The sequence below is a fragment of the Deinococcus aquatilis DSM 23025 genome, assembly GCF_000378445.1.
Taxonomy (GTDB): domain Bacteria; phylum Deinococcota; class Deinococci; order Deinococcales; family Deinococcaceae; genus Deinococcus; species Deinococcus aquatilis.
The window spans coordinates 15152-37804 of sequence record NZ_KB899703.1; the positions used below are offsets into that span (position 1 = coordinate 15152).

Genomic DNA, 22653 nt, shown 5'->3' on the forward strand with positions numbered 1-22653 from the left:
TCTGGAGCCACCGAACATCTCTTCTGTCGGTGGCTCCATGTTATAGATCTGTTTGAACCTGTTCTGGACGTGCTCTAGAGTTCGGCCCTGTCTGCCACCGACAGTTCGTGGGTCAGGCGGTCAGGTGATCCACGCTTGAAGAGGGCGCTGGTAATCAGGAAGGCCAGCGGCGCAGAAACCAGCAACGCTGCGGCGAGCAGCAAAAAGCTGGTGCCTTCGTCCCGCGCCGTGGTCACCACAGCCACCACGATAATCAGCGCGGGCAGCAGAGAAATGCCGATCACGCCCGGCAGGCCGCCCGGAATGCGGAAGGGGCGCACCATCTCGGGCACACGCACCCGCAGCACGACCAGCGACGTGAATTGCAGCAGCAGGCTGACGCCGTACAGCAGCACGGTGGTCACGGCCAATGTCTGGAAGGGGCCGACCACCAGCAGCGCGTAGATGACGCAGCAGGCGATGATGGAGATCATGGGCGTGCCGAAGCGGGGATGGCGGGCCACCAGCGCGGCAGGCAGGTAACCGTCCGAGGCCAGCACGAAGGGCAGGCGGCTGTTGGAAAACACCATCGCGTTGAAAAGCCCTGCCGCGCAGAACATCCCGCCCACGGCCACCCAGATGCCCAGCCAGCGCCCACCGATAGCGGTTGCCAGTTCAGGAAAAAAGGCCGTGTCGCCCCATTTGGTGTACTCCACACCCGAGGTCAGGCCCGCCAAGACAGGCAACAGGTAGGCGAAGATGATCAGCGGCACCGCGATCAGCATGGCCTTGGGCACCACCTTCAGCGGTCTTTCGATCTCGCCCAGGATGGTGCTGATGCTGTCCCAGCCCAGAAAGTTGTACATGACCACAAACAGGCCCAGCCCAAACGCCCCGATGATGCCCGTATCGGGCGGCGTGACCGGCAACCAGAACGGCGCGGGATTGGCCGCCCAGCGCACACCTGCCAGCACGAACATCGTGATGAACGGCGCGAACACCATCACGGCAAACACCTTGCTGCTGTCTCCCACAGCTTTTGCGCCCCGAATATTGAGAAAGCCGAAGCCGGTGATCAGCAGGGCGGCGACGATCCAGCGCACCGCTGCCGAATCGTCAATGATGGTGCTGCCGAAGGCGAGGCGCAAAAAACTGCTGGTGTATTCGGCAAACAGGGCCGCAAAACTGGCCGCGATAACGAGGCCGTACAGCCAACTGATCCAGCCCTGAGTAAAGCCCCAGAAGCGGCCCAGAGCGCGGTTGACCCAGACGTAATAACCGCCCTCCACCGGCATGGCAGTAGAGAGTTCAGTGACCATCAGGGCGGTGGGAATGCTCCAGATCAACGGCGTGATCAGGATCAGGGCAATCGCCATGCCCGGCGCAGAACCGGCGACCACCCCCTCAATGCCGAATGCGCCGCCCGCCACCGTGAAGTAGATGACCATGATGACGCCCCACAGCCCCAGTTTGGGCCGTCCGGGGACAGGGGCAGGAGAACTTCCAGCAGTGGTGGGCTTGACCGTCATGGAAACCTCGCTTGGACACAAAAGAAAAAAACGATAGGCAAACGGCTGATGAACTGTGGAAAAGATGAGCTGTGGTAAAGAAGCCTCAGCTTAATCAAGTCATCATCCGGCTGGCCTGTGACAGACCCACCAAGTTGAGACGGAGAAATTGGCAGTTGGTCACAATGTCTGGCGTCCAGTATTCTCTGCGGTGTGAAGCGCCTTGCATCTCTGGAGCCATGCCGTGCAAGTTGCTGATGTGCTGGCGCTGCCCGCCTGCGCCCATGCGGAGATTGTCCGGGGAACGGCAGCCGACCTGACCCGCACGGTGCGGCTGGCCCACGTCATAGACGTGCCCGACGCCCAGAGCTGGGTGCGTCCCGGCACGTTGCTGCTCACCACCGGGCTGTCGTGGCCGCGTGAGGCGGAGGCGCTGGCCCTTTTCGGTCAGGATCTGGCGCGGCGCGGCCCAGCGGCGGTAATGCTGGCCGTGCCGCACTTTTTTTCTGCCTTTCCGCCAGAGGTGGCCGGGGCGCTGGCCGAATCCGGCATTCCGGCTCTGGAACTGCCCTGGGAAGTGCCGTTCGTGGAGGTGGTGCAGCAGACCCACGAGTTTATTCTGCACGCCCAGGCCGATCATCTGGCCCGCAGCGAATCTATTCACCGGGCGCTGACCCGCGCCGCACTGGGCGGACAGCTCAGTGATGTGGCCGGAACATTGTCGGAGCAACTGGGGCGAGTGGCGCTGCTGCTGGCCCGCAACGGCTCTCCCCTGATTCCTCATACAGGGCTGACACCAGCCCCCGATCCGGCGCTGGCGCGGCTCGCGTTGGCTCGCCCCGGCACGGCTCCGCGCCCGCTGGCAGGCGGCGTATTGGTTCCGGTGGTGCTGCGTGGACAGCGCGAGGGTGGAGTCTGGGTGGCGGGTGCGGCCTCCTCCGGCCAGGCCGCTGCCGCAGACGCTGGGCCACAGGCGGGGCCGGGACATGATCTGGAGGTCCGGGCTGCCGAGCACGCGGCCACTGTTGCCGCCCTGTTGATGTTGGCCCAGCAGGATATGGAGGTGCTGGAGGCGCGGCTGGGATACGCCTTCGTGGATACGCTGCTGGAGGGAAGATTTACTGCCGATTCCAGCCTGCATGAGCGGGCGCGGCGGCTGGGATTCGACGTTCTGGGCAGCTATACGGTGGCGCTGCTGGTGCTGCCGGGTGCGCTGCCCCTCTTGCCTGAAGGCTTTGCCCAACGCGAACAGGCCACCAAACGACTGCGTGGGGCGCTGATCTCGCTGGGAGCCGCGCCGCTGGTCAGCGTCAGCCTCGATCACATCTGGTTCCTGCTGCCCCAGAGCCTCAGCGCCGAGCGGGTGTGGGCGCGGCTGGGTTGGCAGGAGGCCGGAAATTCTGAAACGGTTCCCGGCATGGTGTACGGGCGGGAACGGCTGGGCGTGGCAGGCGTGGCGCAGAGCCGGGCCGAGGTGCTGGCGCTGGCAGCCTACGCGCAACCCGGCCAACTGCGTTCCTATGCCGAGGTGCTGGTCCCCCGCGCCCTCAGCGGCGACCGCGACGCTCAGGCCGACCTGATGCGCGGTCTGCTGGAACCTTTGCGTGGGGCGCGGGGTGGAGCCGCCCTGATCGCCACCGTGCAGGCGCTGTGCGACACGGGTTTTGCCCAGGCCGAAGCTGCCGCCCGCCTCAAGATTCACGGCAATACGCTGCGTTACCGCATGGACCGCATAGAGGCGCTGACAGGCCGCCCGCTGGCAGACCCGGCCACCAGGTCGCTGTGGTGGCTGGCATTACAACTGGGGGCGCTGGAACTGGGAACGCCGCAACCCAGCCAACTCTAGGACACGTTGTCGGGCGGTGTTGTCGGACTACCACAACAAATACCCCCTGTTTTCGGTGGTTGCCCCCCATGCGCCCCCTGACTGCAGGGCTTACGCTGGCCGTTCAAAGGGAGGGCTTTGCTATGACTATTTCACCGTCCAGAACGGATGAACTGTTGGCGCTGCGGGCAGCGGAAATCCCGCGTGGAGTGAGCAACGCGCACCCGGTGGTCGCGGCGCGGGCCGAGGGCGTGAGGCTGTGGGATATAGAAGGCCGGATGTACCACGACTGGGTGGGCGGTATCGGCGTGCTGAACGTGGGCCACAACCATCCCCATGTGCTGGCCGCCGTGCGTGCCCAACTGGATCACTTCAGCCACACCTGTTTTCAGGTCGCCATGTACGAGCCTTATCTGCGGCTGGCGCAGCGCCTGAATGCCCGTTTTCCCGGCGCGGCTTCGGGTGCGGCGACTTCCACCAAAACTCCCCCCGTTAAAACTCTTTTTCTGACCACCGGAGTCGAGGCCACCGAAAACGCCATCAAGATCGCCCGCAGCTTTACCGGGCGGCCCGCCGTGATCTCGTTTACCCACTCGTTTCACGGGCGCACCCTGCTGGGCATGACCCTGACCGGGAAAAAGGCGTACTACGCGCAGAATTTCGGCCCCTTTGCCCCCGACGTGTACCACGCCCCGTTTCCCTACGAGTACCGGGGCGTCAGCGTGGAGGCGGCGCTGGAGGGTCTGCAAGAGCTGTTCCGCACCACCGTAGACCCTTCCCGCGTGGCGGCCATCATTCTGGAACCCGTGCTGGGCGAAGGCGGATTCTTGGCCGCCCCCACCGCCTTCTTGCAGGCCCTGCGCGATATTTGCGACCTGCACGGCATCGTCTTTATTGCCGATGAAATTCAGAGCGGCGTGGGGCGCACAGGCAGTTTCTGGGCCATCGAGCAGAGCGGCGTGCAACCCGATCTGCTGACCTTTGCCAAGAGCATCGGCGGCGGCCTGCCCCTCTCGGGCGTCACGGGCAAGGCCGAGATCATGGACGCTCCGGCCCCCGGCGGTCTGGGCGGCACCTACGCGGGCAATCCGCTGGCGTGCGCGGCAGGCATGGCGGTCATGGATTTATTTGATGATCCCGCCCTGCTGGCCCACTCGCAGCAGGTGGGTCAGCGCCTCACGGCAGCCTTCCTTGCTCTACAGGCCGAAGTGCCCGAAATTGGCGATGTGCGCGGCCTCGGCCCGATGGTCGCCATGGAATTTGTGCAAGGCAGCCAGACCCAAGGCACCCAGACCAAAGCGACACAGACCCGCGCCCCCGCCCCCGAACTGGCGACCCGCATCGTGGAAGCCGCCCGCCGCCGTGGACTGCTGCTGCTGAAGGCAGGCATGTACGGCAGCGTCATTCGCGTGCTGGTGCCCATTACCGTCACCTTTGAGGAACTGGAAGAAGGGCTGGTCATTTTGCGGGCGGCGGTGCTGGAGGCGGTGGGACGGTAACAAGCCAGAGATTGACGCTCCGTGCAAACCCCCCAGTCGGCTTTGCCGCCAGCCTTCCTTAAGGGGAGCGCAACATCTTTTGTCCTCCCCTCTCCTGCGGAGCTTTGCAAGTCTAAGGGGGGGCGTTGCACAGCAACGGGGGGGGGGTTCGCCTTCCCACTCAACCCACACACAAGGAGTCCCCATGACCCACATCCGACTGAAGACTGAAATTCCCGGCCCCAACAGCGTGGCCCTCCAGCAGCGGCGAGCAGCGGCGGTCAGCCGGGGACTGGGGCAGGCCAACGCCGTCGCCGTGCAGTCGGCGCGGGGTTCGCTTGTCACCGATGTAGACGGCAATACCTTCATCGATCTGGCGGGCGGCATCGGCATGATGGCGGTAGGCCACAACCATCCCAGAGTGGTGGCGGCGGTGCAGGCGCAGGTGCAGGAGGCCATTCATCCCTGTGCGCTGGTCACGAATTTCGAGGGTTATCCCGCGCTGGCCGAACGCCTGAACGCCCTGACCCCCGGCGACTTCCCCAAGAAGACCCTGCTCGCCAACGGCGGCGCGGAAGCCGTGGAAAACGCCGTGAAAATTGCGCGGGCTTACACCGGACGGGCGGGCGTGATCGTCTTCGAGGGCGCGTACCACGGGCGCACCAACCTTACGATGGCGATGACCTCCAAATACGGCCTGTTCAAGAAAGGCTTCGGGCCGTTTGCCCCGGAGGTCTACCGTCTCGCCTACCCCAACCCGTACCGCGCCCCCGAAGGCCTGAGCAGCGAGCAGTGGACCGATTGGTGTTGCTGGAACCTCGAAAACGCGCTGGTGGCGCACATTGACGGCTCGGCGCTGGCCTGCATCGTCATCGAACCGGTGATGGGCGAAGGCGGATTCATTCCCACGCCTGCCAAGTTTCTGCACAAAATCCGTGAAATCTGTGACCGCACCGGGGCCGTCATGATCGCTGACGAAATCCAGAGCGGCAGCGGGCGCACCGGGCGGCTGTACGCCATCGAACACGCGGGCGTAGTGCCCGATCTGCTGGTCAGTGCCAAGAGCCTGGGGGCCGGAACGCCCATCAGCGCCGTCACGGGCCGCGCCGAGATCATGGACGCGCCTCATCTGGGCGGCGTGGGCAGCACCTACGGCGGCAGTCCGGTGAGCTGTGCGGCGGCTCTGGCGGTGCTGGACATCCTGACCGAACCCGGCTTTCTGGAACAGGCCCAGATGATCGAGCGCGTGACCCGCGAGGTCTGGGAGGCGGTGCGCGGAGAGTTGCCCATCGGAGATATTCGCGGCGTGGGCGCGATGATGGCCGTGGAATTCGTCAAAGACCCGCACACCAAGGAGCCGTGGATGGACATGGTGGCCGCCGCCGTGCCGCTGGCCGTGGAGCGCGGCGTCTTGCTGATCCGGGCGGGCCTGTATTCCAACTGCCTGCGCTTTCTGCCCGCGCTGGACATTCCCGAAGAGGTCTTGCGCGAGGGCCTGAATGCCGTGGTAGACGCCGTGCGTGAGGCTTATGCCAAAGCTCGTCCCGCCGCCGCTGCCGAACTTCCAGCTTTAGCCGCCCCCGTATGACCCAGCCCCAGACGACCCAGCCCCAGACGACCCCCACTGAGTATCAGGGCCGCCCCGTCCTGGCCGCCCGCAACGATGGCCGCTACGTGGTGGTGCAGGCGCAGGCCGCCGACGCCCCGGCACTCGAAGCCGTGCAGCGGGCCTGCTTTCCCGACCTCAGCGAATCAGAACTGGCCACCGAGCGGCATTTCCTCTCGCATCAGGCACATTTCCCGGAAGGCCAACTGGCGGTGCTGGACACCCAAAATGGGCGTTTGGTGGCCTCCAGCAGCGATTTTCGGATGCGGGTGGATTTTGCCCACTATGCCCATTCGTACCTCGAAGAAACCGGCGACAACCTGTTTACCACCCACGATCCGCACGGAGACTGGCTGTACGGCGCAGACATCGGCGTACACCCGGACGCACGCGGGCAGGGGCTGGCAACGCTGCTGTACGGCGCACGTCATGACCTGATCCGCCGCCTGAACCTGCGCGGGCATGTGGCCGGAGCGATGCCCAAAGGTTACGGCGCGGTGTGCGACACGCTGTCTATAGAGCAGTACGTGATGGAAGTCATTCGCAACGAGCGGGCCGACCCGGTGCTGAGCGTGCAGCTCAAGCGCGGGTACGGCGTCTGGGGCATCATTCCCGATTATCTGGAAGATGAATCGTGCGGCAATCACGGCGTGTTTATCGTGTGGCGCAACCGGAGTCATCAAGCCCTGTGAGCCAGCCTGCTGCCACCATCTATACGGGCGGCCCCATCTACCCGCAGGCCGATGGGCAGGCTGTAGACGCCCTCGCCGTGCGTGGTGGGCGCGTGCTGGCCGCTGGTTCAGTGGAGGAAGCGCGGGCCGCCGCCGGGGCCGACTTCCTCACCCACGATCTGGGCGGAGATACCCTGCTTCCCGGCCTCACCGACGCGCATGTGCATGTCTGGAAGGTAGGGCAACTCCGCACCACCCTGCTGGATCTGCGCGAAACCCAGTCTGCCGAAGAATTCGCGGCGCTGGTGCGGGCGCGGCATCAGCAGTTGCCTCCCGGCGAATGGTTGTGGGGGCGAGGCTGGAACGAGGCGCGGCAGGGATTCATTCCAGACCGCGCCCTGCTGGACGCCCTCGCCCCCGGACGGCCCGTACTGCTGACCCGCACCTGTGCCCACATTCACGCCGTCAGCACGCGGGCGCTGGAGGCGGCGGGCATCGGCCCCGGCACGCCCGCACCCCCCGGCGGAGAGCTGGATTACGCGGCGGGCCGCCTCACCGAAACGGCGTACGGCCTCGTCTACGGCGCGATGCCCACCCCCACGCAGGCCCAGTTCGAGGCGTGGATTCTGGCGGGCCTCACCTACCTGAAGTCGCTGGGCCTGACCGCCGTGACCGATCCTGCCGTGGACGCGCCCCTGTACGCCGCTTACCGGGCACTCGACGCAGCGGGCAGGCTGCCCATCCGGGTCAATCTGCTGTATATCCGCAGGCCCGACGGCGGTTCCGAGACCCTGCCCCTGCCCGAAAAATACCTTTCAGATCGGCTGCGCTGCGACAGCGTCAAGTTCTTCCTGGATGGCGGCCTCAGCGGGGCAACGGCGGCGGTCAGCGTGCCTTACCTTGGCCTCACGCCGCCCAATCACGGTGTGCTGCGCTTTGGTTCCGCCGATCTGTACGAACTGGCTTGCGAAGCCCATGTCAGCGGCTTTCACATCGGCGCACACGCGATTGGAGACCGGGCGCTGGATCAACTGCTGGCGGTGTATGCCCGCCTGAACGCGGAGCATCCCGGCGGGCCGCGTCACCGCATCGAACATTTCGGGTTGCCCTCGGCCCAGCATCTGCAACAGGCCCGCGCCCTGAGTGTGATCGCCGTGCCACAGCCGATTTTTCTGCACGAACTCCGCGCCAACTATGACCGCTATATTCCGCCCGAGCTGGCGGGGCAGGTCTTTCCGCTGCGGGCCATGTTCGGCGCGGAACTGGATGTGGCCTTTTCCAGCGACGGCCCCGTCGTGCGCGAACTGCGGCCCCTGGCGGGCGTGCAGGCGGCGGTCAGTGAGGCGTACGTGCCCGGAATGAACGTCACATTGGCGCAGGCACTGGGCGCGTATACCCACGGCGGCGCGGTGGCGCACGGCGACTCGCACGAACGCGGCAGCCTGCGTCCGGGGTTCCGGGCCGACCTCACGCGCCTACACGCCGATCCGTTTCATACTGAAGTCCACCTGCTGTCCGACCTTCCCGTACACGGCGCAATTCTTGCCGACCATTCTATTTCCGGCGCACCAGTGGCCGAAAGTGAGACAACATGACCACCCAGACCAATCCAACCCCGGCTCTGCTGAACGATCCCGTCACCCGTACCCGCGCCTATTTTGACGGCGAATGGCGCAGCACGCCCGACACCTTCGACGTGATTCATCCCGGTACGCTAGAAAGCATCGGCGCGGTGGCCGACTGCACCGCCGACGACGCGAAGCGGGCCATAGACGCCGCCGAAGTGGCCCTGAAAACGTGGCGCAAGGTCAATCCCTACGAGCGCGGCAAGATTTTGCGCCGCTGGAACGACCTGATGTTCGTGCACAAGGAAGAACTGGCCCGCCTGATGACGCTGGAAATGGGCAAGCCGATCACCGAAACGCGGGGCGAGGTGCATTACGCCGCCAGCTTTATCGAGTGGTGTGCCGAGGAAGCCGGACGCATCAGCGGCGAGCGCGTCAGCATGCGCTTTGACCGCAAGCGCGGCCTGACCTCCAGCGAACCCGTGGGCATCGTGTACGCCGTGACTCCCTGGAATTTTCCGGCGGGCATGATCACGCGCAAGGCGGCTCCGGCGCTGGCGGCGGGCTGCGTCATGATTCTCAAGCCTGCCGAACAAAGCCCCATGACGGCGCTGTATCTGGCCGAACTGTGGCTGGAAGCGGGCGGCCCCGCCAACACCTTCCAGGTTCTGCCCACCAACGATGCCGCCGCCTTCACCGCGCCCTTTATGGCCGATGAGCGGGTCCGCAAAGTCACCTTTACGGGCAGCACCGCCGTGGGCCGTCTGCTGTACACGCAGGCCGCCAAGACCATCAAGCGCGTCTCGCTGGAACTCGGCGGACACGCCCCTTTCCTCGTGTTTGCCGATGCCGACCTCGATAAAGCGGCGCGGGAAGTGGTGGGCAGCAAGTTCAGAAACGCGGGCCAGACCTGCATCAGCACCAACCGCGTGTACGTGCAGCGCGAGGTGGCCGAAGAGTTCACCCGCATTCTCAGTGAAAAGACCGCCCAACTGATCCTCGGTGATCCCCTGCTGGACAGCACCAGCGTCGGCCCTGTCGTCGAGCAGGCCGGACTGGACAAGGTGCAGGCACAGGTACAGGACGCACTGGAACGCGGCGCAACCGCTGTGGTGGGCGGCGCCATCGATCACGGTCTGTTCTTCCAGCCCACCGTGCTGACCAATGTGGCCCCTGACAGCCTGATCCTGCGGGAAGAGACCTTTGGCCCGGTGGCCCCCATCGTCATTTTCGATACCGAGGAGGAGGGCCTGCGCCTTGCCAACGACAGCGAATACGGGCTGGCCGCCTATGCCTACACCCGCGATCTGGGCCGAGCATGGCGCGTGGCCGAGGCGCTGGAATACGGCATCGTGGGCATCAACGACGGCGTACCGAGTGCCGCCGCGCCGCACGTTCCCTTCGGCGGCATGAAAAACAGCGGTGTGGGCCGCGAGGGTGGGCACTGGGGCCTAGAGGAATATCTGGAAACCAAGTTCATCAGCATGGGCATCGACTGAGTTGCTCGTCTGAGTTGGAGCACGTCTGGTAGGGTCTTGAGCCTCTCAACAACTGGATGCAGCGGCAGAGCAGGAGAGCCGCTGCATCCAAATATCATGAGAGCGTGCGATACTTGGATTTGACGGTAGATTCGGTGCGTCGTTCCGAACTACTCCTCTGAACTCATTTCGTTCGTCTGAAGCGGCAGAGATGCTCTCCGCTCCTCTTTTTACGCGCCTATTCCACAACAAGCTGTCAAGGCGTTTTCAGGGCTGGTCGGGTTTCACGCCCGCGGCTCCGTAAGCAGCGTCGGTTGAGCCGGTTTGCCCACGCCGCCTTTCGTCCACCCCACATTTGTCTCACTCCCACTATTTCACATTGGAGTTTCCCCATGTTGACCCTTCAAGGCAAGTACCACGTCGCACAAAACAAGCGCCTCACCATTCTGGCCGAGGCAACCGCCAATCAGCCCATTCCCCTCGCTGTGGATATTGACGCCCTGCGGAATGCCTGCGCCGATACCGGACGCTGCGACCTGTACGTGATGACCCAGCACGGTCTGATGCAGGGCACCCTGGTCGAGAAGCGCCCCATGAAATTTAACCTCGGTTCCTACGAGGGTCACCTGTCCTTCCTGCCCGCCGACAAGAAGGCCGAGCATGTGGCGGCCACCGCAGCACGCACGCTGCAACATCAGGGCTAAAGCAAATTTCTATCTGAATCCATCAATTCCAGAAGCAGGTGATCCCGTCAAAAGGGTCGCCTGCTTTTCTTGTTCTGTGATGGTCCACTTCATCCTATTGATCTAAAGGTCATCTTTATAAAAGCTGCCAGCACTTTCAGCCATTTGCCTCATTTCGCGCTCTGCGGTCATGAGATTATCTGTAGGTCGGAGGAAAGCGAATCAGCCTTCATTCAAACCGGATATTTTAACTGACTTGAGGGCCAATCCTTATGCAATTGCGGCAAAGAAAGAAGGACAATGATCTGGAATTCAGCATCAGGCTGGTGCAACCTCAGAGGCCCTGTTGATGCCGCCCCTGCTGAGGCTGGACCGGGGTACCCTGGTCATGAAAGACCCGCCCGCAATCTTGAAAGAGCTGTTTCAGTGGGATGAACGCAGCCAGTCCTGGCGTGCTCCGGGCCGCGCCTACCGCGCCGTGATGGAAACCCTGAAGCGCGAAAACATCAGCGTGACCGATGAAGCCAGCGCCTTTGAGAAGCTGGAACTGGTGTATGGGCGCGAGGTCCAGCCCTATCCTCACCAGACCGGAGCCTTGCAGGAATGGAAGCGGGCCGGGCGGCAGGGTGTGGTGGTGTTGCCCACGGGGGCAGGCAAAACGCTGGTGGCCCACCTCGCCCTGCGCGATACGCCCCGCAGCGCCCTGATCTGTGTGCCCACGCTGGACCTGTTGCAGCAGTGGTATTCGGGCCTGGTGGCGGCCTTTCCCGATGCCAATGTGGGCGTATTGGGCGGCGGCAGCCACGACGAAACCCCGCTGCTGGTCAGCACCTACGATTCGGCGGCCATCCACGCCGAAACCCTCGCCGGACGCTACGCCCTGCACGTCTACGACGAGGTTCATCACCTGCCCTCCGACTGGACGCGGGTGGTGGCCGAGATGGGTTTGGCCCCCTACCGCCTCGGTCTGACGGCCACTCCCAAACGCAGCGACGGGCGTGAGCGCGATCTGGACACGCTGGTGGGGCCGGTGGTGTATCAGCGCCGACCCGAAGACCTGTCGGGCGGCACGTTGGCCGATTACCGGGAAGTCGTGATCCGCGTGCGCCTGAGCCAGCACGAGCAGCAGCGCTACGACGAACTGATCGCCCACCGAAACCACTTTTTGCGCCTGTCGGGCATTCAGTTGGGCAGTATCGAGGGTTGGAAACAGTTTGTGATGGGCAGCGGCACGCCGCAGGGCCGCAGCGCGATGCTGGCCCACCGCGAGGCCCGCAGCCTCGCCTACGGCACCGAGGGCAAACTGCGCGTGCTGGAAGAAGTCCTGGCGAATCATCCCGACGCCCGCACCCTGATCTTTACCGACGACAACGCCACCGTGTACCGGGTCAGCCGTGAATTTCTAATTCCGGCCCTGACGCACCAGACGCCCACCAAGGAGCGCCACGCCCTGCTGGAAAAGTTCAGAGACGGCACCTACCGCGTGCTGGTCACCAGCCGGGTGCTGAACGAGGGCGTGGATGTGCCCGAAGCCAGCGTGGCCGTCGTGCTGTCCGGCACGGCCACCGAGCGCGAACATATCCAGCGTCTCGGGCGGATTCTGCGGCGGGCAGAAGGCAAAAATGCCGTGCTGTACGAGGTCATTACCGAGGGTACCAGCGAAGAACGGGTCAGCCAGCAGCGGCGCGGGCAGTGGAAGCCGGGAGGCGGGCAGGCGCGGGAGCCAGCAGCCCACGAAGCCAGTATCTGGGAGAACCTGAATGCTCCCCACTGAACTGCTGATGTTCCGGGTCAAGGCCGGAATCGTGGAGCCGCGCCGCCTGAAAGCCACCTCGGGCAATCTGGCACTGGCCCAGACCCTGATTGATCTGTTTCAGTCCAATATCGGCAAGCAGCGCGGAGAACTGGAAGCCGAACTCAAGGTGCTGGAGGCGGGCCGAACCGATTTCCGAGTGTTGCGGGGGCTGGCGCATCTGCTGACCTCGCTGGGCACCTTCGAGGCGGGCGGCGACGTGGAACCGGGCGTGGTGCGGGCCAAAGTCTTTGAACTCGCGCAGGCCCAACCCCCCAGTCGGGCGGCCACGGCGCGGGTGCTGGAAAGGGCAGCGCAGGCGTTGGCCGTCGCGCCCGAAGCCGTGGCGGCGGCCCTGTACGCCGATCTGGCCGACCAGCAGACCCTGGTGTTGTTCGAGGCTCCCGAACCTGCTGCCCTGCTGGAACGCTTTGATCTGGCACAGGCGCAGGGCACGCTGTACCGGGCCTCCAGCCTGATCATCACGGCCCGCCGCAATGAACCCGCCCGCTACAAGCAACTGCTGAAATACACCAAGTTTTTTGGCCTGATGGTCACAGTAGAAGGCGACCCCGACTACGGCTTTACCCTCACTGTAGACGGCCCCATGAGTCTGTTTAGCGGCACCACGCGCTACGGCCTGGCGATGGCAAAGTTCCTGCCTGCCCTGCTGCACGTCACCAAATGGGACCTGAGTGCCACCCTGAAGCCCCGCAAAGATCTGGCGTGGGTAGATGCCACCGATGAGGAATGGTCGTTCCAGATGACCAGTGAGGACGGCTACGTCAGCCACTACAAGCCGCCCGAAGACCATGACAGCGCCCTGGAAGCCGGATTTGCAGACCGCTGGACCAAGCTGGAGACGCCGTGGGTGCTGGAGCGCGAGGTGGACTTGGTGCCTGTGCCGGGGGGCGTCGTCATCCCCGATTTTCGCCTGAAGCACCCGGATGGCCGCAGCGTGCTGGTCGAAATCGTGGGCTACTGGCGGCCCGAATACCTCCGCAAAAAATTTGAGCTGCTGAGAAAATCGGGTCGAACAGACGTAATCGTGTGCGTTTCCGAGCGCCTGAATCTGGATAAGGCGGGCGTGAATCTGGCCGATTTTGGCAACCGCGTCGTGTGGTTCAAGGGCGTGCTGAATCCCAAAGAGGTGCTGGAGCGGGCCGAACAGGGCTGGCCCGCCTGATTTTCCCATTGCGGTGGAATACCCCCAATCTGGTGTTGCGACTTGGTGACGTTTCCTGCATTTGCTTCTCACTACACCGGGTGTAGGATAGAAAAGCACTAAAAATCTAGGAGGCGGAAGCATGACGGTACAGGACAAACCGCAAGCGTTTGTGCAGCCCAACCAGCCCGGCAGTCAGGTCGAATTCAAGGCCCGCTATGACAACTTCATTGGGGGTCAATGGGTTCCGCCCACGCGGGAGCAGTATTTCGGCAACATTACCCCGGTTACGGGCAAGGTGTTCACGCAGGTGGCCCGCTCCACCGCCGAAGACATCGAGCTGGCGCTGGACGCCGCGCATGCCGCCAGCGCCGCCTGGGGCCGCACCAGCGTCACCGAGCGCAGCAATATCTTGCTGAAAATCGCTGACCGCATGGAGCAGAATCTGGTGAAGCTGGCGATTGCTGAAACGTGGGAAAACGGCAAGCCGGTGCGCGAAACGATGGCCGCCGATCTGCCGCTCGCCATCGACCACTTCCGCTATTTTGCAGGCGCGATACGTGCCCAGGAAGGCGGGATCAGCCAGATCGACAACGATACGGTGGCCTACCATTTCCACGAGCCGCTGGGCGTGGTCGGACAGATCATCCCGTGGAATTTCCCGATTCTGATGGCGACGTGGAAGCTGGCCCCGGCGCTGGCCGCAGGCAACTGCGTGATCCTGAAGCCCGCCGAGCAGACGCCCACCTCCATCCTGATGCTCATGGAACTGATCGCGGATCTGCTGCCCCCCGGCGTGCTGAACATCGTCAACGGGTTTGGCGTGGAGGCGGGCAAGCCTCTGGCAAGCAGCCCCCGCATCGCCAAGATCGCCTTCACGGGCGAGACCACCACGGGCCGCCTGATCATGCAGTACGCCTCCGAGAACATCATTCCGGTCACGCTGGAACTGGGTGGCAAAAGCCCCAACATCTTTTTTGCCGACGTGATGAACGAGGACGACGACTTCTTCGACAAGGCGCTGGAAGGCTTTACGATGTTCGCGCTCAATCAGGGCGAAATCTGCACCTGCCCCAGCCGCGCCCTCGTTCACGAATCCATCTATGACCGCTTTATGGAACGTGCCATTGCCCGCACGCAGGCCATCAAGCAGGGCAATCCGCTGGATCCGGGCACCATGATCGGCGCTCAGGCCAGCAACGACCAGCTGGAAAAAATCCTGTCCTACCTCGATATCGGGCGGCAGGAAGGCGCAGAAGTCCTGACGGGCGGCCACCGTGCCCACCTTGAGGGCGACCTTGCGGAAGGCTACTACGTGGAACCCACCATCTTCGCGGGCCACAACCGCATGCGGGTCTTCCAAGAAGAAATCTTCGGCCCCGTGCTGTCCGTCACCACCTTTAAAGACGATGACGATGCTCTGGCCCTTGCCAACGACAGCCTGTACGGCCTCGGCTCGGGCATCTGGACGCGGGACATCAACAAGGCTTACCGCTTTGGGCGCGGCATTCAGGCTGGCCGCGTCTGGACCAACTGCTACCACGCTTACCCCGCACACGCGGCGTTCGGCGGCTACAAGCAGTCGGGCATTGGCCGCGAAAACCACCGGATGATGCTCGATCACTACCAGCAGACCAAGAATATGCTGGTCAGCTACAGCACCTCCAAGCTCGGCTTCTTCTGAGGCTGGCCTTCTGACTTCGGTGGGTGGAGGTGGCCTGCAATGGCTCCCTGCCCGCCGATGTTCTCTTTTTACTTTCTGGAGACAAGGTGACCCACTCCGTTCCTGTTCCACGCGTCAACATCACCGACGCTGCCCGCGACCTGCTGGCACGGCTGGAAGTGCAGCACGGCCCTCTGATGTTCCACCAGTCGGGCGGCTGCTGCGACGGCAGTTCTCCGATGTGCTACCCACGCGGAGAATTCCGGGTCGGCGGCTCCGACATGTATATGGGCGAGATCGCTGGTACACCGTTCTACATGTCGGTCAGTCAGTTTGAATACTGGCAACACACCCAACTCACCGTCGATATCGTTCCCGGCAGGGGCGGCGGCTTCAGCGTAGAAGCCCCGGAAGGCGTGCGCTTCCTGATCCGCTCGCGCCTGTACGACGATGCCGAGCTGGATCATCTCTTTCCGGTCCATCCTGCCAATTCGTTGGCCTGAACAGGTCGAAGTCAATCTCCAGATCATCTCTGCGAATCGCCTCATGAAGCTGCGAAACAGAGGATCGAAGAGAATGCATCTTGATCGTGTCCTCTGAGCTAGATTGGATATCGACGGCGACAGACTTGACATACGTTTTGGGCCACCTTACCCGTGGGCCGCAATTCACACCGCCAGAACCTCCCAGGAGACTTCTGGCGGTTCCTGCTATAGGCCAATCCTCTCTAGGGGTCAAAAGTCGGGGGTAGGCAGCATAAATCGGCTTCTGCAGGATGACTCCTGCGATGAAAGTTGCCTGAAGCTAATTTCTACAAGAAGCCCTGCCCCTCGCCGTAATTTTGCTTGACGCACGGTCAATTCGTTTGTATGCTGCCTCGTGTGACCTCACCTTCCAAATCAGTTTTTAGCCAAAAACCCTTTCCTTGGCTCGTGTTGTGGGCGTTGATCTGTGGCGCCCTGGCCCTGTTTGCCGATGCTTTGGGGATTGCACATCTGCGCGGCTGGATTGTGGGGGCGTTTTTCGTAGGCGAAGTGCTGATTTACGGAGCCGTGAACAAGGCGGACAGCTGACCAAAGGTGGGCTAAATCCTGGGGCTGACTTTCCCCGTTCATGTGGCCTGCTGCCCAGGCCACGTGACTGGTCGGTTCTTCAGCAAAGTGTGGGCAATGGGCCGGCCTCTACAGGTCAAAAGTGGCTAGGAGTTGCTGGAATGACGGCCTAGACGGACTATTTCCCTTTGGCCTACTTGACAGTGCACTTTGAAGTGCCTCAAGGCCTAATCGAAAGAGGCTTTTCGCGGGGTAGCCGTGTTTCAGGATTCTCGGTGGGGATTTCGTTGCGACGAAGTCCCCGCTCAAGCAGCACCACATGAAGGCGAGTGACACGACACCAAAGAGCAAGCTCACTCGTGTGCCCTCGGTCAAGCGGGTCGCTTCAAGGTCAAAGCCTCGTCCCTTGAGGGCTTGATGCATATTTTCTGCGTTCCAGCGCCAAGCGTAGCGTCTGATGGCCTGGGTACCATAACCGTGATACGCCAGATAAAGCGTCTGTCCGTACAGGTTCTGGCAGGCCAGAACCCTCATCTTCACGCCATAGACCGTCATCGGGGTATGCCAGATGCGAAGTTCTCCCGGATGGAGCTTCTTGAAATAGGCCCACACCTCGATCCCGTCGGCTTTGGTTGTGACGTGGAGTCGGATGGTTGGTTTGATGCCCAGCCGTTTGAGCGTCTGAAACCACTCTTTGCCGATAAACTCTCTATCTGCGAGCAGGGCAACAGTTTTGCCCTGCATCAAAGGCAGCACCGATTCCAGCAGCGCGACTCGAGTAGCAGTAGTGCTGTTACCGCTGTGTGGCAACACTTGCCAAGCCAAGGGGAAGCTGAATGACTTCCACAGCACGCTCAAGATCAAGAAGTTCACATCGGCCTTGCCCCACTTCCAATTCGTGCGGTCAAGGATCAGCACCAGTTCAGCGTCATCCCGGAAATGACTCAACACCAGTCGGGCCGTCAAGAGCTGCTGATCTGTCCATGCAAATTGAGCAAAGCGTTTGAGGCGTTGGTAAATGGTCTCGTCGGTTCCGACGAGGCGGATGCAACTCACTAGCTGAGCAAGGCACACCGTGCGCTTCTCAATCATGGCCAAGATCAGTGCAGCCAGCACGGCCAGTCGGCGGGGATCAATGGGAAGAACGGTGGCAAGGTAACTGGACAGGGTATCTTCTGGGAGTCGGCTCCGGGTGGCTTTCATTGCAGAAAACAACCTACAGGAGCCGACTTTTGCTGCCTACTCCCGACTTTTGACCCCTAGAGAGAGGCCAATCAATACAACAGAAGAAGACTTTTACTCTATCTCTCCAGATTAATCTAATAGAGATTGAAAAACAACAAAAGACTTGGTGTTCACCTGCTCGCTACTGTAGAGCTATAAGGCTAAAACGTCACAAATTTTACAGTCTTCGGCCAGTTGTTAAGGTTTCACCCGTATTCCCATAGAAGAAGACTCAATCTGGCTCTCTAGAATAGAGCCGCATTCCTGATGCCTATCTGACTTTTAGCCTCGCCTTCTTTCTGAAAGGAAACCTTGACCATGACCCTGCCCGATAGCGGCTCTGCCCGCGCCGTGCCGTCCTCTCCTCTGCCTTCCTCCATGCGCGTTCTTGAAAAGGGCGTGTACCGGGGGCCGCACCTCTACAGCTTCTTTCCAATGATCCGGCTGATGCTGGATCTGGGCACGTTGGAAGCCTGGCCTTCCCACCGTCTGCCGGATTTCAATGGCCGCCTGCTGGCGCTGCTGCCCAGTCTCCACACCCATCAGTGCAGCCTGGGTCGGCCCGGCGGTCTGGTCGAGCGGCTTCAGTCGGGCACCTGGCTGGGCCACGTCACCGAACATGTGGCGCTGGAACTCCAGTCGCTGGCAGGTTCGCCTGTTTCGCGTGGCAAAACCCGCTCCGTAAAAGGCAGAGAGGGCGTGTACAACATGATGTACGCCTACCAGGAAGAGAAGGTGGGCTTGCTGGCCGGACGGCTGGCCCTGCAACTTGTGGATTCCCTGTTGCCGTCCGATTTACGCGGCGTGCGCGGTTTGGACGTGGCCTACCGGGATGAAACCGGGAGTCTGGCGGCCCTGAATCTGCCCGATGGAAGCTTTGATCTGCCTGCTGCGCTGGAGATCCTCGGCACGTTGGTTCGGCGCACCCGACTTGGCCCCACGACGGCGGCCCTGGTGCAGGCGGCGCGGCGGCGCGGCATTCCGGTCTTCCGCATGGATGAACTGAGCATGATTCAGCTGGGGTACGGCAAAAATCAGCAACGGCTGCGGGCCAGCATTACCGGGCAGACGTCGCATGTGGCGGTAGACGCCGCCAGCAACAAGAATCTGACCAAGCAACTCCTGTCGGATGCGGGCGTGCCTGTGCCGCGTGGCGCAGTGGTTCGCAGCGCCGACGAGGCCGTGCGTGAAGCGGCGCGGCTGGGATATCCCCTCGTGACCAAGCCGCTGGACGGCAACCATGGGCGCGGCGTCAGCACCCACCTCACCACACCCGACGAGGTGCGCTCCGGCTTTGCACTGGCGGCCCAGCATTCGGCGCGGGTGATTCTGGAGCAGCACTACACCGGGCACGATCACCGCATTCTGGTGGTGAATGGGCAGGTGGTGGCGGTGGCCCAGCGCGTGCCAGCGCAGGTTGTCGGCAACGGTGTCAGCACGGTGCAGGCCCTGATTGACGAGGTGAACCGCGATCCCCGGCGCGGTGCGGGCCATGAAAACGTGATGACCCGCATCCGGATCGATGCACAGGTGCGGGGGCTGCTGGCGGCGGCGGGCCTGTCGCTGGATTCCGTGCCGGATGCGGGCCAGACGGTGGTGCTGCGCTCCACGGCCAACCTTTCTACAGGCGGCACCGCCATAGACCGCACCGACGATATTCACCCGGCCAATGCCCTGTTTGCCCGCCGCGCCGCGCAGGCCGTGGGGCTGGACATCGCGGGCATAGACTTCCTGGCCCCCGATATTTCCCAGTCGGTGCGCGAAACGGGGGGCGGCATTGTCGAAGTGAACGCCGCACCGGGATTCCGGATGCATCTTGAACCCTCGGAAGGCCAGCCGCGAGACGTGGCCCGCTCCGTCATCGAGATGCTGTATCCGCGTGGCTCGCGTGCCCGGATTCCGATTCTGGCCGTGACGGGCACCAATGGCAAAAGCACGACGGCCCGGATGGTGGCGCATGTGCTGGCCGCTCAGGGCCTCACCGTGGGGATGACCAGCACGTCTGGCGTGTATATCGGCGGCGAACTGGTGGCCCCCGGCGACGCCACCGGCCCCCGCAGTGCCCGCATGGTGCTGCGTGATCCCACTGTGGATGTGGCCGTGATCGAGGCGGCACGCGGAGGCATGTTGCGCGAGGGCCTGGGCATAGACCGGGCCGATGTCGGCGCAGTGCTGAACGTCACCTCCGACCATCTGGGCCTGAAGGGAATAGACACCCTGCAGGATCTGGCCCGCCTGAAGTCGCTGGTGGTGAATGTGGTGGGACGGCGCGGCCACAGCATCCTGAACGCCGACGACCCCCTGACGGCCCGGATGCGGCGCACGGCGGGCGGCCAGGTGGTGTATTTCTCCATGCACGGCCTGAGTCAACTGGAGCGGCATGTGGGGGCTGGAGGCATGGCCGTGGTTCTCGAAGAGGGCGAAATCGTGGTGTACGGGGGCAGCGAGCAGCAGCGCCTGCCGATCATGCCCGCCGCCGAGATTCCCGCTACCCTGGGGGGCCTGGCAGGTTTCAACGTACAGAACGCTCTGGCGGCCTGCGCGATGTGCTTTGCTCATGGCCTCCCGGTGGGTGAGATTCGCAGCGCCCTGTCCACCTTCACCTCTTCGTTCGAACAGTCGCCCGGACGCCTGAATGTGCATGATGGGCACGGCTTCCGCGTCATTGTGGACTACGCGCACAACCCGGCGGGCCTGTCGGCGCTCAGCGATCTGGTGGGCAAATTGCGGCCCCAGTATGCCCGCACCATCGGCATGGTCAGCATTCCCGGTGACCGCCGGAACGAGGACATAGAGGAGATGGGGGCCATTGCCGCCCGGACCTTCGACGACCTGATTTTCCGGGAGGCGCCGGACGGACGGGGCCGGGCCAGCGGCGAGGTCATGGCGCTGCTGTCACAGGGCGCACTGGGCGCGGGGTTCTCGCCCGAACGGATGCGCCGCGTGCTGCACGAGACCGATGCTGTAGAGGCCTCGCTGCGTCTGGCCCGGCCCGGCGATCTGGTGGCCCTGATGCCCACCGCGATTGACGCTGTGTGGCAGCAGGTCCAGACCTTTGTGCCGGACAGCCGGGCCGAAACTCAGGCTCAACCTTCCGTCTCGCCCCGCCCAGATCAGCGCCCCAATACGCGCACTGACCAGACAGGCAGCGGCACCCAATCTCAGCGAGCAGGCCATGATTGATCCACCGATCTGGGCGCTGATCCTGCACGGCGGAGCCAAAGAGATTGCGCCTGAGCAGGAGGAAGCCAATCGCCGGGGCTGCCTCGCGGCGCTGGTGGCCGGTCAAGAGATTCTGAAAGCGGGCGGCCACGCCCTCGACGCTGCCGAAGCCGTCCTGCGTGCGCTGGAAAACGATCCGACCTTCAATGCAGGCTTCGGCTCGGTGCCCAATGCCGACGGGCAGGTTGAGATGGACGCGGCGTTGATGCAGGGCGCGACGCTGGCGGTGGGCGCGGTGGCGGGCATTCAGGGCGTGCGGCACCCCGTCTCGGTGGCGCGGGCGCTGCTCAAGGAACCGCCGACGCTCCTGATTGGAGAGGGGGCGCGGCACTTTGCCGAACACACCGAATCAGACCTGTACGGCGCGGAACTGTGCGACCCAGCCGAGATGCTGTTGCCCCAGCAGGCCAGTGAAGCGGCAGAACCCCTGCCTGGGCATGACACCGTGGGCTGCGTGGCACTCGATCAATACGGCGATCTTGTGGCCGGAACCTCTACGGGCGGCCTGAACGGAACACTGCCCGGACGGGTCGGAGACTCTCCGCTGCCCGGTTGCGGGTTCTATGCCGACAACACCCTGGGCGGCGTGGCCCTGTCGGGTCATGGCGAGGCCATTTCGCGCCTGATGCTGGCGGGCCGGATCATGCACGCGATGGAAAAAACTGACGTGCAGAGTGCGGTTTCAAGTGCTCTGGGGCACCTTGACCGCCTGACCGACACCGATAAAACCGATGCCGGAGCCATTGCCATAGACGCTGGGGGCAGGGTCGGTTGGGATCACCGCAGCCCACATTTCGCGGTGGCGTATGCCACGTCGCAGCAGAGCGCACAGGTTTTTTTGAAACGCGAGGACACTGTATGACCGAATCCCAGAGAACTGCATCTGGCACGCTGATTATCATTGGCGGCCATGAAGACAAGGAAGGCAAGCGCCTGATTCTCCAGGAGGTTGCCCGGTACCTGCACGGCGGAAAACTTGTTCTTGCCACAGTCGCCTCACACCAGCCGGAAGGCTACTTTGAAACCTATCAGCAGGCCTTCGGTGCGCTGGGCGTGACCGAGATGGCCGAACTGTACGTGCAGGAACGGGCCGAAACCCTGTTGCCCGAAAAGCAGGCTGTCTTTGACGGTGCGGCGGGCGTGTTCTTTTCTGGCGGTGATCAACTCAGAATTACCAGCCAGATAGGCGACACGCCGCTGGAAGTCCGCGTTCACGAGATTTTTGAGGCAGGTGGCGTGATCGCGGGCACCTCTGCCGGGGCCAGCGTCATGAGCGAAACCATGTTGGTGCGCGGTACCAGCAGCGAATCTCACCGCATTGGCGACCTGCACATGGCCCCTGGCCTCGGCCTGATCCGCGACGTGATGATCGACCAGCACTTTGGCGAACGTGGGCGCATTGGCCGCCTGCTGGGCGCCGTGGCCCACAATCCCCGCTTGCTGGGGATCGGCATAGATGAAAACACCGCCATCGTGGTGCGGGACAGCTCCTTCCGTGTGGTTGGTGCGGGCGCAGTGTACGTGCTGGACGGCGCAGGAGTGACCTATTCCAACATTGCCGACGGTGGGCACAACCGCGCCCTCTCGCTGACCGATGTGCGGCTGCATGTGCTGGCCCACGGCGACAGCTTCAATCTCAAAACCCGCCGCCCCGATCACGCCCCAGACATCGAAAGCAGCCATGAACTGGAACTGAATCAGGCGAGCGACAGCTGAGGAAGCCGCGTTCTTACCTCACCTCA

The 22653-nt window shown here is 63.2% G+C and carries 17 protein-coding genes; 15 read left to right on the forward strand and 2 right to left on the reverse strand.

Annotated features, from left to right (window positions below):
• Nucleotides 1–74 precede the first annotated feature (74 nt).
• A complete protein-coding gene (locus tag F561_RS24965; RefSeq protein ID WP_019009208.1) occupies nt 75–1508 on the reverse strand; it encodes an APC family permease in 1434 nt (477 codons plus the stop codon).
• A gap of 223 nt (nt 1509–1731) precedes the next feature.
• On the opposite strand from F561_RS24965, the gene F561_RS0106855 reads away from it, so the two are divergent.
• The 12 genes from F561_RS0106855 to F561_RS28705 all read left to right on the forward strand — a co-directional run bounded on the left by F561_RS0106855 (nt 1732) and on the right by F561_RS28705 (nt 16486).
• On the forward strand, nt 1732–3333 hold the full coding sequence (locus tag F561_RS0106855) for a PucR family transcriptional regulator (RefSeq protein ID WP_019009209.1): 1602 nt from the start codon (nt 1732–1734) through the stop codon (nt 3331–3333).
• A 122-nt stretch (nt 3334–3455) separates the two neighbouring features.
• The gene (locus F561_RS0106860; protein WP_019009210.1) at nt 3456–4811 is read left to right on the forward strand and encodes an aspartate aminotransferase family protein; all 1356 of its coding nucleotides are present in this window, start codon (nt 3456–3458) and stop codon (nt 4809–4811) included.
• Between the two features lie 184 nt (nt 4812–4995).
• Nucleotides 4996–6378, forward strand: a complete 1383-nt coding sequence (gabT, locus tag F561_RS0106865; protein ID WP_019009211.1) for a 4-aminobutyrate--2-oxoglutarate transaminase — start codon at nt 4996–4998, stop codon at nt 6376–6378.
• Nucleotides 6375–7088, forward strand: a complete 714-nt coding sequence (locus tag F561_RS0106870; RefSeq protein ID WP_019009212.1) for a GNAT family N-acetyltransferase — start codon at nt 6375–6377, stop codon at nt 7086–7088. Before gabT ends, F561_RS0106870 begins: the two co-directional genes overlap by 4 nt.
• Nucleotides 7085–8662 (forward strand): amidohydrolase, encoded by a 1578-nt coding sequence (locus F561_RS24970; protein WP_019009213.1) that lies wholly within the window; start codon nt 7085–7087, stop codon nt 8660–8662. The genes F561_RS0106870 and F561_RS24970 overlap by 4 nt, the downstream gene beginning before the upstream one ends.
• Nucleotides 8659–10131, forward strand: coding sequence for an NAD-dependent succinate-semialdehyde dehydrogenase (locus F561_RS0106880; protein ID WP_019009214.1), 1473 nt, complete (start codon nt 8659–8661; stop codon nt 10129–10131). Before F561_RS24970 ends, F561_RS0106880 begins: the two co-directional genes overlap by 4 nt.
• A gap of 371 nt (nt 10132–10502) precedes the next feature.
• Nucleotides 10503–10814, forward strand: coding sequence for a hypothetical protein (locus tag F561_RS0106885; RefSeq protein ID WP_019009215.1), 312 nt, complete (start codon nt 10503–10505; stop codon nt 10812–10814).
• Between the two features lie 328 nt (nt 10815–11142).
• Nucleotides 11143–12567, forward strand: a complete 1425-nt coding sequence (locus tag F561_RS0106890) for a DEAD/DEAH box helicase family protein (protein WP_019009216.1) — start codon at nt 11143–11145, stop codon at nt 12565–12567.
• The gene (locus tag F561_RS0106895; RefSeq protein ID WP_019009217.1) at nt 12554–13771 is read left to right on the forward strand and encodes a DUF790 family protein; all 1218 of its coding nucleotides are present in this window, start codon (nt 12554–12556) and stop codon (nt 13769–13771) included. Before F561_RS0106890 ends, F561_RS0106895 begins: the two co-directional genes overlap by 14 nt.
• A gap of 121 nt (nt 13772–13892) precedes the next feature.
• Nucleotides 13893–15434 (forward strand): aldehyde dehydrogenase, encoded by a 1542-nt coding sequence (gene adh / locus F561_RS0106900; protein WP_019009218.1) that lies wholly within the window; start codon nt 13893–13895, stop codon nt 15432–15434.
• 86 nt (nt 15435–15520) lie between these two features.
• Complete coding sequence (locus tag F561_RS24975; protein ID WP_040380053.1) at nt 15521–15916, forward strand: DUF779 domain-containing protein; 396 nt, start codon at nt 15521–15523, stop codon at nt 15914–15916.
• 378 nt (nt 15917–16294) lie between these two features.
• Nucleotides 16295–16486 (forward strand): hypothetical protein, encoded by a 192-nt coding sequence (locus F561_RS28705; protein ID WP_157451631.1) that lies wholly within the window; start codon nt 16295–16297, stop codon nt 16484–16486.
• Between the two features lie 108 nt (nt 16487–16594).
• On the opposite strand, the gene F561_RS0106915 is transcribed toward F561_RS28705, so the two are convergent.
• A complete protein-coding gene (locus tag F561_RS0106915) occupies nt 16595–17668 on the reverse strand; it encodes an IS4 family transposase (RefSeq protein ID WP_019009221.1) in 1074 nt (357 codons plus the stop codon).
• Between the two features lie 339 nt (nt 17669–18007).
• Here F561_RS0106915 and cphA point away from each other — a divergent pair, with 339 nt between their 5' ends.
• Genes cphA through F561_RS0106930 form a run of 3 tightly spaced genes read left to right on the forward strand, consistent with a single transcriptional unit; the run spans nt 18008 to nt 22627 of the window.
• Nucleotides 18008–20872, forward strand: coding sequence for a cyanophycin synthetase (gene cphA / locus F561_RS24980; RefSeq protein ID WP_245556449.1), 2865 nt, complete (start codon nt 18008–18010; stop codon nt 20870–20872).
• Nucleotides 20865–21773, forward strand: coding sequence for an isoaspartyl peptidase/L-asparaginase family protein (locus F561_RS0106925; protein ID WP_019009224.1), 909 nt, complete (start codon nt 20865–20867; stop codon nt 21771–21773). The genes cphA and F561_RS0106925 overlap by 8 nt, the downstream gene beginning before the upstream one ends.
• Complete coding sequence (locus F561_RS0106930; protein WP_019009225.1) at nt 21770–22627, forward strand: cyanophycinase; 858 nt, start codon at nt 21770–21772, stop codon at nt 22625–22627. Before F561_RS0106925 ends, F561_RS0106930 begins: the two co-directional genes overlap by 4 nt.
• The last annotated feature ends 26 nt before the right edge of the window (nt 22628–22653 follow it).

Coding starts and splice junctions, on each gene's coding strand:
- F561_RS24965 (WP_019009208.1), bottom strand. CDS start 1,508: ATGACGGTCAAGCCCACCACTGCTGGAAGTTCTCCTGCCCCTGTCCCC.
- F561_RS0106860 (WP_019009210.1), top strand. CDS start 3,456: ATGACTATTTCACCGTCCAGAACGGATGAACTGTTGGCGCTGCGGGCA.
- gabT (WP_019009211.1), top strand. CDS start 4,996: ATGACCCACATCCGACTGAAGACTGAAATTCCCGGCCCCAACAGCGTG.
- F561_RS0106870 (WP_019009212.1), top strand. CDS start 6,375: ATGACCCAGCCCCAGACGACCCAGCCCCAGACGACCCCCACTGAGTAT.
- F561_RS0106880 (WP_019009214.1), top strand. CDS start 8,659: ATGACCACCCAGACCAATCCAACCCCGGCTCTGCTGAACGATCCCGTC.
- F561_RS0106885 (WP_019009215.1), top strand. CDS start 10,503: ATGTTGACCCTTCAAGGCAAGTACCACGTCGCACAAAACAAGCGCCTC.
- F561_RS0106890 (WP_019009216.1), top strand. CDS start 11,143: ATGCCGCCCCTGCTGAGGCTGGACCGGGGTACCCTGGTCATGAAAGAC.
- F561_RS0106895 (WP_019009217.1), top strand. CDS start 12,554: ATGCTCCCCACTGAACTGCTGATGTTCCGGGTCAAGGCCGGAATCGTG.
- adh (WP_019009218.1), top strand. CDS start 13,893: ATGACGGTACAGGACAAACCGCAAGCGTTTGTGCAGCCCAACCAGCCC.
- F561_RS0106915 (WP_019009221.1), bottom strand. CDS start 17,668: ATGAAAGCCACCCGGAGCCGACTCCCAGAAGATACCCTGTCCAGTTAC.
- cphA (WP_245556449.1), top strand. CDS start 18,008: ATGACCCTGCCCGATAGCGGCTCTGCCCGCGCCGTGCCGTCCTCTCCT.
- F561_RS0106925 (WP_019009224.1), top strand. CDS start 20,865: ATGATTGATCCACCGATCTGGGCGCTGATCCTGCACGGCGGAGCCAAA.
- F561_RS0106930 (WP_019009225.1), top strand. CDS start 21,770: ATGACCGAATCCCAGAGAACTGCATCTGGCACGCTGATTATCATTGGC.